Source organism: Paenibacillus litoralis, assembly GCF_046244365.1.
GTDB lineage: Bacteria > Bacillota > Bacilli > Paenibacillales > NBRC-103111 > Paenibacillus_V.
Window position 1 is genome coordinate 6,286,019 of the sequence record NZ_CP176395.1, and the last position, 14,189, is coordinate 6,300,207.

Genomic DNA, 14,189 nt, shown 5'->3' on the forward strand with positions numbered 1-14,189 from the left:
GTTTGGCAATCCGGATAGCGTTACGCTTTTTTGGCGCCGATGGCGATCCAGGTAAACACGCCCTTTACGGCTGCTCCCGCTTTGGCGCGGACGACCTCGATCACCGCTTCCGTTTGCCTTCTCGTCTTCAGCGACGTGTAGCAGGCGGCGTCGCTCGACATGGCGACGATGGCGTATTGATCGTTTGCGAACGGTTGGTCAAACGATACCGTTATGACGGCGTTGTCGGCCTCCTCCGCCAAGACGAACGGCGCCATCCCGAACTGCTGAAGCGATCCCGCTTGCGCTGCCGTGCTTTGCACCGGCGCGAAGGCGAGCTGCTTCACGGTAATGCTGCCTGCCGCCAGATGCTCGGCGCTTACGGATGCTGGAGCGATTTTGTCGCCGGTTACCGCACGAGCGGCGATTTTATCGGTCGTCACCGCCAGGTCGCGCAGTTTATCGGTTGTAACCGCGGTGTCTTCGATATGCGTCTCGATGATGGCCTGCGACGAAATATGCTCCGCAAATATCGAATCGTTGGCGATATGCTCGCCGCGAACGGACTCGAGCGCCAGCTTCTCCGAGGTGACCGACTCGTTCGCAAGCTGATCCGTGCCGACTGCGCCGGGCTGGAGCAGTTCCCCGCCGATGCTCTGCTCGACCAGATGCTCGGGCAGAACCGAGCCGGCCGACAAATGCTGGCTTTGTACGGCTCCGCATGCGATATGCTCGCTATCGACCGCGTTCTCCTCGATATGGCCGGAAGCGATGCTTGCCGCCGCCAGCTTGTCGCCGGTTACCGCGCCGTCCGCCAGCTTTCCTTCGCTAACCGCGCCGTCCTGCAGCAGCCCTTCGACGATCGCGCCTTCTTGCAGGTGTTCGCTGCCGATCGACTGCGGTGCGATGTGCTCCGCGAATATCGACTCGTTGGCGATATGCTCGCCCCGCACCGCTGCCAGCGCCAGCTTGTCGCCGGTTACCGCTTCGCTTGCCAGTTGATCCGTACCGACGGCGCCCGCCTGCAGCAGGTCTCCGCCGATGCTCTGCTCCGGCAGAAGATCCGGGATAAGCGCGCCGACCGCAAAATGATGCGTCTGGATCGATGCGGCGGCAATCTGCGTGCTGCCGATCGCGCCGTCCGCGACATGCTTGCTCGCGATGCTGCCGACCGCCAGCTTCTCGGAGGTTACGGCACCCGGCGTCAGCTTGCTCGGAGATACCGCTCCGTCCTGCAGAAGCGCTTCGCCGATCGCGCCTTCGCCGATATGCGCCGCTTCGATAACTTGGTTGCCGATTTGCTTGGCTCCGATCGTGCCGCTTTCCAGATGCTCCCCGCGTATCGCCGCCATGGCGATCTTGTCGCCGGTCACCGCGCCGTCCGCGATAAGCTCGGAAGCGACCGATCCCAGCTGCAGCAAATCGCCCGAAAGGCTGCGTTCGGCGAACATGTCTCCGTTAAAACCGCTGTCTGCAAAATGATGCATGGAGATGGAACCGGACGCGATATGCTCCCCATGGACCGATTTCGGCTGCAAATGCCGCGTTTCCACGGCTCCCGCCGCGAGCTTCTCGCTCGTTACGGCGCTCGCTCCGAGCTTCGCTTCGGTAATGCTTCCCGCAGCAAGCTGCGCCTCGCCCACGGCCCGTTCCCGTATATGCTCGGTGCCGACGGCCTGTGCCCGAATATGGCCGGAGGCGATCGTCTCTTCGCCAATATGCTCGCTTTGGACGGCGGACTTGCCGATGTGGCGGCTTGCGACGGAGGCCCCGCTCAAATGAGCGCCATGCACCGCGTTTTCCTGCAGCTGCTCGGCCCCGATCGTCTTCGCCGCAAGATGAACCGTCTTGATCGCACCCGCCGCGATATGATCCCCGCGTACGGCATCCCGATCGATCTTGTTGCCTGTGACCGAGCCGTATGCAAGCTGTGCGCTTCCGACCGCCCCTTCCTTCAGCAGTTCCCCGCCGATGCTTTGCGATGCGAGATGCTCGGTATGAACGGACCCCGGCGCAAGATGAACCCCAAGCACGGCGCCTCCGGCGATATGGAGGCTGGATATCGCGCCTTCGCTCACATGCAGGCTGGAAATCGAACCGGCTGCAAGCTTGTCGGTTGTCACCGATGCGGCTGCAAGCTTCCGGGCGGACACGGCGCCGTCCTTCAGCGCCGCTTCGTCTACGGCTTCTTCGCGGATATGCGCGGTTTCTACCGCTTGGGCACGAATATTTTCGGTGCCGATCGTTTGCGCGGCGATATGTTCGCCCCTGACGGACCTTCCTGCGATTTTCGCGGACGTCACCGCGCCGTCAGCCAATTGCGGTTCGCCGACCGCTTCCGGCTGCAGCTTCTCGCCCCCGATGCTCTGGTCGGCGATGCGTTCCCCGGTAATGCTTCGTTTAGCCAGATGGGTGTCCTGAATCGTCTCGGCCGCGATATGAGCGCCATCCACGGCGCCTTCTGCGAGATGCCTGCTTTCTACCGAAGCGGATGCAAGCTTCTCCGACGTTACGGCTTGCGAGACGATCTTCGTTTCGGTCACGCTACCTGCCGCCAGCAAGGGGGCGATGATCGAGTTTTCACGAATATGATGAGTGCCGACCGATTGCATGCGGATATGTCCGTACGCGATGGATTCGTTCGTAATATGCTTGCTCTTAACGGCTCCGAAGGCCAGTTTCTCGCCTGTGATCGCCCCGTCCGCGATGTGCTGGTTTTCGACTGCATCCGGACGAAGCAGATCGCTGCCGATGCTTTGACCCGCGATATGCTCGCTCAGCACGGCTTCTTTGGCGAGATGGCGGCTATCGACGCTGCCCGTCTGCAGATGCAAGCCGTGCAGCGCACCATCCTGAATATGATCGGCGCCGACCGATTTGGCGGCCAGATGGGCAAACTCGACCGCGCCCTCGTCAATATGGCCGCTTTGGATCGATTTCGGGGCGATATTAACCGAGTTGACCGCACCCTCGGCAAGCTGCTCGTTGCCGATCGCGCCCGGCTGCATCAGATCGCCGCCGATGCTGTGCTCTTGCACGTTCTCAAGCGTAAATACGGCTTTATCGAGATGCTGCTGGCAGATGGCGCCAGGCTGAATGTGATGGCTGTGAATGATATGATTTTGCAGATGCTCGTCGGTTACGGACTTCGATCCCAAATGAATCGTACCGATTGATTTGGGCGCAATATGATCGCTTCTAACCGATTCCGCCGCCAATTTCGCATCCGTAACAACCCCGTCGTTCAGCTGTTCGGTCGACACTTGCAGATTGACGATCATCGAGGCGTCGAGACTAAACGTATCGGATAAATGATCTTCGCTCAGCGTGTTGTTCTCGATATGCTTGCCGGTTATCGTACCGTACTGAAGATGCCGTCCTTGAATGACTTCATGCCGGATATGCTTGCCTTCGATAATCTCCGTTTCCAGCTTATCGTTCGTTATGGAATAAGAAGCAAGCTTGCTACTTGTCACCGCTTGATCCTTGAGCAGCTGCGTCGTTATGGCCTGCTCGCGCAAATGCTCGGTCGTGACCGATTGAAGCGCAAGATGCTCCGACTGAATCGCCTGCTTCGCCAGATGGTTGGGTCGAACGGCTTCCTGCGCAAGCTTCTGGCTGTTCACGGCGCCGTCCGCCAGATGGTCGGTGCGGACGGACAATCCCTTCAGCTTGTTGCCGCTGACGGCATTGTCGCCGATCTTATCTTCCGAAACCGCGGCATTGTCAAGGTGAAACGATTTGATAACGCCGGACGGCATATGATAGCCGCGGATCGCCTCCGTTAAAATGTGCTTGCCGTCGATCGAATCCGTCTTCAGCTTGTCGCCGCCGATAGTGCCCATTGCGATTTTCTCGCCGGTTACGGCTCCGTCCTTAAGGAGCGGCGTAGTGATGGCCTGCTCGGCGAGATGGACGGTCTTAACGACCTGATCGGTCAAGTGCCGGGATTCGATCGTGCCCGTTTCGATACTGGCCGAGGTCACGGCCCCCTGCGTCAAATGCTGGGGTCTGATCGATTCGTCGGCAATTTTCCCATGGGTGACGGAAGCGTCGGCCAGCTTCTCCTCGGTAACCGCATCGTCCTGCAGCTTGACAGTCGAGATCGTATGATCCTCGAGCTTTTCCTCCGTAACCGAGTGATCGATCAGATGCTGCGAACCGACGATACCGTCGCCCAGATGCAGGCTGAGAATCGCGCCCGTTGCTATTTTCACGGACGAGACCGATCCGTCCCGGATCACCCGGCTTGTAACCGCCTCGCTCTGCAAGTGCTCGGAACGAACGGACAGCTCGTGGATATGATGCGCTTGAACGGAATCGGGGGAAAGCTTGGCGGCCGTTACCGCATGGTTGCGGATATGTTCGGCTCCGACCGTATCGTTACGGATATGTTCGGCGTTGATGATGTCGGGGCGCAAATGGTAGCCCATGATCGTGCCGCTGTCAATTTTGCTTTCCGTTACGGCGCCGTCGCGCAGTTTATCCGTCGTTACGGCTCCATCGGTCAGCTTTGCGGAGCTGACGATATAGTTGGCCAAATTGTTCGCTTGAATCGCGCCGCTTTTGATCTTTTCGTGCGTGATAGTCTGATCCTGTATCAGATCGGTCGTAATCGATTGACCGTGAAGATGCTTCGTCTGAATGGAGCCGTCGGCGATTTTGATCGCATCGATCGTCTTATCTGCAAGCTTCTCCGACGTAATGCTGTTATCCATCAGCTTCTCGCCGGAAATCGAACGGTCTCGCAGCTTCTCGCCCGTGATGGCGCCATTGGCCACATGCTGTTCTTCGATGGCATGCGGAGCGATCTTGCTCGTTGTCACGGAGCGCGTTCTCAGTTTTGTCGAATCCACTGCGAAATCGCTTAAGCTGTCCGTCCCGATGCTGCCGGGCTTGATTTTGCTCCCGTCAATGGCATGGTTAGCAATCTTCTCCGTTGTAATGCCTTCATCGACGATATCATCCGTATAAATAATCGGCGAACCGCCCGATTCTTCTTTGCGCGCATTGACGATTTCGACGGTTTCCATCCAAACTTCCTTCGTAGGCTCCTTTTCTTGCTGCAAAGTTTCCAGTTTCTTGACCGTAAAGTGAGGCGGCTTGATGACCGGCTTCACTTTGCTCTGCACGGTTTGCCATTGGTGGAGGCTAACAAGCTCTTCGCTGCGCGAAGCTTCCCGGTTCTGGAGATGATGTTGCGCAAGTGAACTTTCCGGGCCTTTGTAGACAGCAATTTCCTCTTTGCCTGTTTCCCTGTCGCGTTCCTCATCGGTAGCTTTCTCGCTGCCCGCAGAATCGTTCACCCGTTCCGTGCGTTCCTCGCTCTCCGGACGGAGAGCCTGCACTAAGGCGCCAGCCGCTTCCGCTTCGACTGCCTTATTCTTGCCGATGGCGGACGTCTCTTCAGCCGGCTCCTGCTTCTCCTGCTTCTCCTGCTTCTCCTGCTGCTCCTGCAGTTTCTGCTGCTCCAGTTTGCGCTGCTGCGACAACCGGTGCTGCAATTCCTGCCTCTCCGCAAGCTCCTGGCGATCCCGTTCCAGCTTTTCGCGCTTGCGCTGAAGCTCCAGCCTCTGCTGCTGTTCCTGCTTGGCGGCGATTTCTTTCCGCTCTTGCTCCAGCCGCTCCCGCTCCTGCCGGTCCTTCTCTTTCCTTTCCGCTTCCTGGCGTTCCCGCTCCAGTCTTTCCTGGCGTTCGATCCTACTTTGCCGTTCGGCCTTTTCCTGCCGTTCAAGCCGCTCTTGCCTTTCGAGCCTTTCCTGCTTCAGCTGTCTTTCTTGTCTCTCCTGTCTTTCTTGCCTCTCCTGTCTTTCTTGCCTCTCCTGTCTTTCCGCATGCTCCGAGCTTGCCGTACCCGTGTCCTCGCCGACCGCGCCGGCTGCTTGTTTGTTTTTGTTGTCGGTCTTTACATCGTCAATCCAGCTTAGCTCCATCGTGTTGTATGCGTTGTAAACAATGCCGCGAGCCCCGCGTTTGTTTGACCCAGGAGAGGACTTCTTTTTTTTCATGAGGATGCTCCTTTCTGACTTATCGTCCATGTTCAACGTTACCCTTTCAACCGAGTTGGACCGGAAGCCTGCAGCGGCTTCGTCATGCTCTGCCTGGAAGCCGCTCTCGAAATACATTTTCTCTGAACGGGGACAAAGGGGGGTTTGAACACTTCTGTTGTACTTGGTCTTTTGTATCGTATGCTCCTACACCGCCCATGGTCACTTACCCGGGAAATTTTGAAGCTCGCCTTCGGAATCGGATGTATCGTATCGTGATGCCGCATTAACGTTCGCCGACCGTTCCGCCGCAAAATAAAAAAAGAACGATCCGCTCCGCGTAAGCGCGAGCAGTCGTTCATTCGGATGTTATGCCGGGTTATAGGCACGGTCCGTCCGGGTCAGCAAGCGATCCCTTTTGTTCGCAGAAATGAGCCATCCAGCGGTTCGCCGTATGTCTCCATGTGAACGTCGACTCTACCCGGCGTATGGCTTCCTCTCCCATTTTTTGCTGCAGGTCGTCATTGCCGATTACATTGACGATCCGCTCGGCCAGCTGCTCCTGCAATCGATCAAGTTCGACTAGATAACCGGTGCTCTCGTGCTCGATGATCTCTATCATGCCTCCGGCGCGAGTGGCAATTACCGGTACGCCCGACGCCATTGCCTCTACATTGACCAGCCCGAACGCTTCGCGCTGCGAAGACGGTACTACGGCCACATCCGCAATACGGAACCAATCCGAAATCTGATTGTAAGGCACATAGGGCACAAATCGGACGTGCTGCGGCATTTTACTTCCCATCCGGTGAAGCTGTCTTACGTAGTTCGTCGTTCTTCGCGATCCGTAGAAGGCCCCGCCAACGATGAGCAGCATGGCGTCCGGCTCCTGCTTCACGATATCCGGCATCGCCTGCAGAAGGTGGTGAATCCCTTTCGTTTTGATCAGGCGTCCGACGTACAAGATGATTTTGCGGTTCTGCAAACCGTGTTTGGCCAGCATGTCTTCCCGAAACAGCTTCCCTTCCTCCGACCAACGCGACACGAACTGCTCCCGGTTCACCCCTAAATAATTCACCCTAAGCTTGCTCCGAATGGCGGGAAAACGCTGTGCCATCCTTTCGAGCAAAAAATGGCTGTTAACCAGAATACGGTCGGTATGACGGAAGCACGAAGCAAGCTCCCTCTGCCCGATATGCGGCTTATTGACGAAATTGAGGGAGTGCAAAAAAAGCCAAACCGGCGTCCGAGGATGCCTTCTTTTGAGAAAACGGGCGTGCCGCGGGCGGTTATCGACTTGGATCAAATCGTAGCGCTGCTTGCGGATGCGATTGTTCACTGCTTGAATATACCCTTTGCGCCTGCGCCCGGTTACTCGCAAATACGTGACCCCTTCGTTGACTTCGCTCGCGGCATAGCCCGGTGCGCGTATTCCATAAACATGACAGTCCGCCTGTTCCTGCAATAAGCGCGTCACTTCGTACACCACTCGCTCTACCGAGCTGCTGCGCGTAGACGGCACGGCAAAGGAGCCAGGGGTAACAACGGCTATTCGCGGTCTGTTCATCGCTTGAACCACCTCTCTGACCCAAGATAAACGACTGACGGCGCCTTGTGGAGCCGTGCGGTTGCCGAGATATCGAACGATTGGCGAAGGCTATGCTTTCCGGATTGAGAACGTACATGCAGTCACGGCGAACATGGCCTAGCCTCTTGCTTGTGTTACTGTATTGTATACAGCGGGTCCCATTTGTTGAGAAAAATGGTTGATGGCACAATGCGCCCGTCCACTCCTGCTGCGGGATAGAAACATACATTACATCAAAAAGCTGTCCACGAATATTGCCGCGCCGCACGGAAGCATAACCATTTATCGGGAGGTAACGGAATGAAACAGTCTTACGTTGGCATCATGCTCAACGACTCGCTGTACCGAAGGCTTCCATCGGGGAGAACGGGGCATGAAGCCCCGGTCTTGTATGAGCATGCAGCCGAGCAGTTCGGGCTCGTCCCCTGCTACTTTCGGCTGACCGACATTTCGTTCCGCAAGAGGATGATGCGGGCATTCGTACGCAGAGGCGGGCGTTACCGAAAAGAAACGGTGGAATTGCCTCAAGTCATTCATAACCGGGCGATCTTCTTCGACCGCCGTTCGCAGCACAAGGTCGCCATGCTCACGCAATCCGGCATGATGCTCTTTAACGGATGGAACCGGTACGGAAAACTGACCGTACACCGCTGGCTCGCTCAAGACGAATCGCTGCTGCCTCATTTACCGGAATCGCGCCATGCTACAAGCAGTGAAATTCGGCACATGCTTACTGCATACGATTCCCTTATTCTAAAGCCCGACAACGGCAGCGTCGGCATCGGCGTCATGAAATTGGAGAAAATCAAACCGGACGTCTGGGAGCTCCTGATGCCCCTCGGACGCTTCGGCAGAAGACATGCGAGATATTTGTTTCGCGAGACGATTCCCCGCCGTCTCGCCGCCAGACTGCGCGGCAAACGGCATCTCGTGCAGGAGCGCATTCCCCTTGCGCTGCATGACGGCCGCCCCTTCGACTTGCGCGTGTCCGTTCAGCGCGACGAGAGCGGCGGATGGCAGATTACCGGTATCATCGGCAAAGTTGCCCGTAAAGGCTCCTATATTACCAACGTAGCGCAAGGGGGGAAAGTCATGACTCTCGATAAGCTGCTGGAATCGTATCCGCAACTGAATGCGGCGAAAGTGAAGGCGGATATCGAGGATCTTGCGCTTCGCGTAGCCAAACAATTAAGTTTCCGCCTTCCTCTTGCCGCCGATCTCGGTCTCGACATCGGCTTGACCGAATCCGGTTTCCCGATGGTGATCGAATGCAACGGTCGCGATCAGCGTTACAGCTTTCGCGAAGGGGGCATGCTCGAGGAGTGGAAGGCGACCTACCGGAATCCGATCGGCTTTGCCCGATTTTTGCTGGATAACGCCGAGAAGGAAGCCGAAGAGCCGGGTACCGATAGTCGGACGTGATTCTAGGAGGAGGAAGCGCAGAAACGGCAAAAAAGCACGCCGCCGGCGGCAATGCGCTGCGGAGTGCTTTTTCCTATTCATCCCGATGAACTACGTAAAATGAATCCAAATAGCCGTTTTGTCGTCAGACGTTTTGAACCGGGGATATTTCTGGCATTCGCTGTCGGAGGCCTCCAGAGCGAGGAGAGATTCCGCATAGCCTTGCAGCGTCCTCTCCGTCATTTGCGCGATAAGCGCATGGGGATCGAAGTGACCGGCTTCACTCTCCTGCGGCGGAAACAAGCCGTCCGTAATGAGCAGCAGCGACTCCAGCTGGATCCGGTTGATTCTGCCGAATTCCAGATGATCCGCCAGCTCCTTCTCTCCATTCATGATCGCATAGCCGTCGAACGTATTCATCGTATTCTTATTGGCCAGTATGGCTGGCGAGACGAGCTTCCGCAGCTCCGCCTGACTCGTGATGCCCCGCTCGATCCCTTGGACGAGCAGCCCTTTCGTCTTGGCGTCGATATGACCGACCTGGTCGCGCGATACCGTACGAACGCTGCCGTCCTTGTACACGGCGTAAATCATGCAATCGCCGGCCTGCACGTACTCGATATGCTTCTCTCCCACTCGGACAAGAGCGATTCCGGCAGACCAAACCGCTTTTTTGTCGGCCGTATCGATGCCGAACGATTCCATCTCGCGTTTCAGGAGATCGTTCGCCTCAAGCACCGCTTCCTCCAGCCTGCATCCTGCGGCCGCTTCCTCCTTCAAAGCCTCCAAATACGCCTTGACCGTATTCGAAGCCAAATATCCGCTTGTTTCCTGATTCGGTCCGCGGAACGGCGTGAGCGACGTCGCTCCATCCGCAACGCCATAAAGCTGAAGCTTCTCGTTCACAATCAGCGCATCTTCGTTCCACTCGCTCGTTCCCCGTATCGTCAGCTGCTCTATTCGCATCTCGTGACATCCTCCCAAAGCTTTTCGTAGGCGGCAAGTCGCCGGACTTGCCTCTCTATTCCGTTAAGGCGACCGCAGCGCTTCCGCGGCCTTCTCTGCGGACGATTCCGGCACCAGCTCGATCGTCTCGAGAAGCTGGTCGATTTTCTTCCAGCGTTTGGGATCGTCCAGGGATGCCGGCTTCACCGCCAAGCTTCCCGAAGCCTCCAGAACGAATCGCTCGCGCTCGGTCAGTTGCTCTTCCTTCATCAGCTTATCCGCGATATCCCAGCGCGCCGGAAGCAGCCCGAGCTGCCTGAGCAGGCGCAGCTGCACTTGATCGCTTAACGCATAGCGGATGCAGCGGAGCGCCGCCTGCTCTTTCTCCGGGGTCGAGCGGATCAGCGCAAACGCCCGGATTTCGGGTAAGATCGCGGTTTGCGCGAGCCGCGGCAGCGGTGCAATTTCGAATACGAACTTGCCGCCGATATATTTCTCCAGCATCGTTATCCGGTCGGAGCCGCTGATGAATAAGCCGGCCTTGCCATTGATAAAATCGCTTGCCGCGAGCTGATGCTGCAAAGGCTTCATCACGCGGGAGCCATAAGCAAACCGCTTCCAAAGCGCAAATGCCGAATCGTACCCCTGCTGCCCGTCAAGCTTTCCTCCGCTGTCAGTCAGAAGGCTTTGAAAATACCAAGGCTGATCGCGGTCGACGGCCAGGCCCCAATAGTCGGTCGCGCCGTCCCCGTTCACATCCTTGGTCATCGCCTCGCCAGCCTTCAGCGCATCCTCCCAATCCCCGAACGCTGCCTTCGTCTCGATGCCGGCAGTTCTCAGCATGTTCATGTTGGCATAAAGCACGGGAATGCCGCCGCCGAACGGCACCGCCCAATCCTTCTCCTTGTACCGGAAAGGGGCGGTAAACGCGGCCGGCATGCGGCTTGCAAGCGTTGCGTCCGCTTCCGTTTCGCCGTCCGCCGGAAGCAGCGCCCCCGTCTCGGCAAGCTGCGCGACGCCGTATAAGCTGTCCAGCTCGGCGATTTGCGGCGTCGTGCGGGTAGAAATGGCCGCCGTCAGCTCCTCGTAAAGCTGGATGCCGGAACGGAACGTGCGAATGTCCAGTTCCAGCTCCGGATGCTCGCTCTGATAATCGCCGAGCAAGTCCGCCAGCCCTTCGCTGTGCACCCAAATCGCGATCGATTCCGAGCTACCGGCGCTTTGCAGGCTGCTGCCACCGGTATCGCCGGGTACTCCCGTTATAGTCATGTACGTTGCGGCAAAGCCGGCGACGATAACCGCCGCCGCCAGCCAGCCGAGCAATTTTCTACCCATTCGATCGAATCTCCGGAATCGTTTTCCTTCATCATATCACAGTCGTAAGCTAAACCCGCACGGAGACGGATCGTGCCGTTAATGAAAACGCAAGCTAGTCGGCAGTGTCTTGCGACTATAGCTGCAATCCCTTCTTACTCAATTTGTTCGCAATAATGAGCGAAATGAGTGTGCTCACGGTCAAGATCGATGCAAGCGCCGCGCCGGTGCCGTAGTTCGAGGTGAACACCTCGCTGTAGATCGTGACGGAAATCGTCGCCGTAGCTCCGAAATAGAGGACGAGCGTGGAGCTGAGCTCGTTGATCGTCGTCACCCAGCTTAAGATAGCGCCGGACAGCACCCCGGGCGCCATCAGACGTCCTGTCGTTTTAAAGAACGTCTTCATCGGCGGCACGCCCAAGCTGATCGAAGCCTCCTCGACGCTGCGGTCCAGCTGGTGCAGAATAGCGGTACTGGAACGGATCGTATACGGCAGCTTCCGCACGACATAGGCGATTACGAGGATGACCCAGGTGCCCGTCAGCACGATAGGCGGCTTGTTGAACGCAATGATAAGGCTGATCCCGAGCACCGTGCCCGGCATTACGTATGGAATCATCAGCAAGCCGTCCAGCATGGCGGTCAGCTTCGATTTGCGGCGTACGAGCACGTAGGCGACCAGCATGCCGACCACGATCATAATCACGATAGAAATGAGCGAATACGTGTACGTATTTATAATCGCCTTCGGTACGCGGAACAAAATTTCGCGGTAGCTGTTCAAGCTGAAGCCGGGATGGAAAACCGGCCCCTTCGTTTTGATGAACGATGTAACGAGAACGGTTGCCTGCGGGATCATCGAGACGCATGCAATCGTCAGCGCGCCTGCGGTAAACAACGCTTTTTGCAGCGGCTTCAGCTTTTTGAGCTTCGGCGTGCGCATGCCGGACATCGTATAATTTTTGCGGGAAACGAAGTAGCGCTGCGCGAACAAAATGCTCGTCGAGCACAAAATGAGAATGACGCTAAGCGTACTGGCCATCGCCGGATTGCCGCCCATTTCGCTGATGAACTGCTCGTAGGCAAGGATCGGCAGCACCTTGAAGCCTTGACCGAGCAGCATCGGCGTCCCGAAATCGGCGAAGGAAGCCATAAATACCATAAGCGCACCTGCCGACAAAGTCGGGAAAATAAGCGGAAGCGTAATCGTCCGCAGCCTCTGGAAATTGGACCGACCGAGACTTTCCGCCGCTTCCTCCAGCGACGTATCGATCGTTTTGAGCGCCCCGGACACGTATAAATATATGTGCGGGTAAAACTGCAAGGTGAAGACGAAGACGATGCCCTTCCAGCCGTAAACGGAACCGAACGGAATGCCCATGTCGTGCAGGAACCGGGTGATGAACCCGTTGTTGCCGAGCATCAAAATCCACGAGTAAGCGCCGATAAACGGCGGCGACAACAGCGACATGATGACGAGAATCTGGATAAGCCCCTTGCACGGTATATCGTACCTCGCCGTTACGTAAGCGAGAGGGACGCCGATCAGGATCGCAAACACGGTAGCCAGTGCGGAAACCTGCAGGCTGTTCAGAAGGGCGCTGCGAAAATATTTCAGTTTAATGAAATTCCCGTAATTCTCCAAAGAGAACGCGCCTTTGTCGTTGAAAAAGCTGTTAAACAGCAGCGTAAACAAAGGATATACGATAAAAGCGAATAGAAACACATAGACGATCAGCGTCACCCACGTCCAAAAATCCCAGTGGCGCAGGCTAAGCCGTCTTGCCAGCGTCGGCGTAGGTTTAGTCGCGGTCTGCACTGTAGATGACCTCCTCGCCCTCGTTGTCGAACATGGCCGCTTTGGCAAGCTGCAGGTCGAGGTGCACGGTCTGCTTCTCGCTCAGCAGCTGATGCGGATCGATGGCATGCTGCTGGACGTCGATTTCGCTGCCGTCCGCAAGCCGCACGATATAGCTTACTTTCTCGCCCAAATACGTGACGGATGAGATCTGGCCCTGAAAACCGTTCCCGTTGCCGCTTGCTCCAGCGGAAGGCGTGAGCTTGATCCGTTCGGGACGAAGCGCAAACTTGACGCCGCCCGCATACGACTTGTTCAAACGAAGCTTGAAGGAGCGTCCCAGCAAGGCGATTTCCGCTTCCTGCGTAACCGGATCGTATCCCTGACAGGAGCCTTCGAGAAAGTTCGACGTTCCGATAAAGTTAGCGACGAACTTGTTTTCCGGGTAGGCGTAAATATTTTGCGGCGTTGCGATTTGCTGGATCTTGCCTTCGTTCAGCACGGCAATCCGGTCGGACACGGCAAGCGCCTCCTCTTGGTCGTGCGTGACGTAAATCGTCGTTATGTTGAGCTCCTTCTGCAGCTTGCGGATATCGGAGCGCATCTTGATGCGAAGCTTGGCGTCAAGATTCGAAAGCGGTTCATCCATCAGCAGCAAGCCCGGACGGATGACGATCGCCCGCGCCAGCGCGATCCGCTGCTGCTGGCCGCCGCTCATGTCTGAAGGAATCCGGTCCCGCAGATGGGCAAGCTGAACCATTTCAAGCGCTTCCATAACGCGCACTTCGATTTCTCTTTTGCCTACATCGCGTGCCTTCAAACCGTATGCTACGTTGTCGAACACCGTCATATGCGGGAAAATCGCATAGTTTTGGAAGACCATACCGATATTGCGCTTGTGCGTCGGCACGTCGTTCATCAGCTGATCGCCGAAATAAATGCTGCCTTCCTCCTGGCGGTAGAAGCCCGCGATCGTGCGGAGCAGCGTCGTTTTGCCGCAGCCGCTCGGGCCGAGCAGCGTGAAGAACTCGCCCTCTTGAATCGTGAAATGCGCGTCGTTGACCGCCTTTGCGGTTCCGAAATATTTGGTCACGTGATCGAACACGATTTTTTTCATCGTTAAACCTCCAAGTCTTGAAGCGTCGGATAAGGGGTTATAAGTATAAAATGGCTTTCG

7 protein-coding genes are annotated in these 14,189 nt (G+C 56.9%); 1 reads left to right on the forward strand and 6 read right to left on the reverse strand.

Annotation, left to right across the window (positions count from 1 at the left end; translation table 11 throughout):
• Nucleotides 1-20: 20 nt before the first annotated feature.
• Together ACKGJP_RS26635 and ACKGJP_RS26640 are read right to left on the reverse strand one after the other, a co-directional pair.
• Nucleotides 21-5,987 (reverse strand): WIAG-tail domain, encoded by a 5,967-nt coding sequence (locus ACKGJP_RS26635; RefSeq protein WP_409341806.1) that lies wholly within the window; start codon nucleotides 5,985-5,987, stop codon nucleotides 21-23.
• A gap of 358 nt (nucleotides 5,988-6,345) precedes the next feature.
• Complete coding sequence (locus ACKGJP_RS26640) at nucleotides 6,346-7,533, reverse strand: glycosyltransferase family 4 protein (protein ID WP_409341807.1); 1,188 nt, start codon at nucleotides 7,531-7,533, stop codon at nucleotides 6,346-6,348.
• A 321-nt stretch (nucleotides 7,534-7,854) separates the two neighbouring features.
• On the opposite strand from ACKGJP_RS26640, the gene ACKGJP_RS26645 reads away from it, so the two are divergent.
• Nucleotides 7,855-8,976, forward strand: a complete 1,122-nt coding sequence (locus ACKGJP_RS26645; protein ID WP_409341808.1) for a YheC/YheD family protein — start codon at nucleotides 7,855-7,857, stop codon at nucleotides 8,974-8,976.
• A 90-nt stretch (nucleotides 8,977-9,066) separates the two neighbouring features.
• Here ACKGJP_RS26645 and ACKGJP_RS26650 read toward each other — a convergent pair whose 3' ends face one another.
• From ACKGJP_RS26650 to ACKGJP_RS26665, 4 genes are all read right to left on the reverse strand, one after another.
• Nucleotides 9,067-9,921, reverse strand: coding sequence for a protein phosphatase 2C domain-containing protein (locus ACKGJP_RS26650; protein ID WP_409341809.1), 855 nt, complete (start codon nucleotides 9,919-9,921; stop codon nucleotides 9,067-9,069).
• A 63-nt stretch (nucleotides 9,922-9,984) separates the two neighbouring features.
• Nucleotides 9,985-11,235 (reverse strand): extracellular solute-binding protein, encoded by a 1,251-nt coding sequence (locus tag ACKGJP_RS26655; protein WP_409341810.1) that lies wholly within the window; start codon nucleotides 11,233-11,235, stop codon nucleotides 9,985-9,987.
• 115 nt (nucleotides 11,236-11,350) lie between these two features.
• Nucleotides 11,351-13,033: an ABC transporter permease gene (locus ACKGJP_RS26660; RefSeq protein WP_409341811.1), complete on the reverse strand. Its 1,683-nt coding sequence runs from the start codon at nucleotides 13,031-13,033 to the stop codon at nucleotides 11,351-11,353.
• Complete coding sequence (locus tag ACKGJP_RS26665) at nucleotides 13,017-14,129, reverse strand: ABC transporter ATP-binding protein (protein WP_409341812.1); 1,113 nt, start codon at nucleotides 14,127-14,129, stop codon at nucleotides 13,017-13,019. Before ACKGJP_RS26665 ends, ACKGJP_RS26660 begins: the two co-directional genes overlap by 17 nt.
• Nucleotides 14,130-14,189 lie beyond the last annotated feature (60 nt).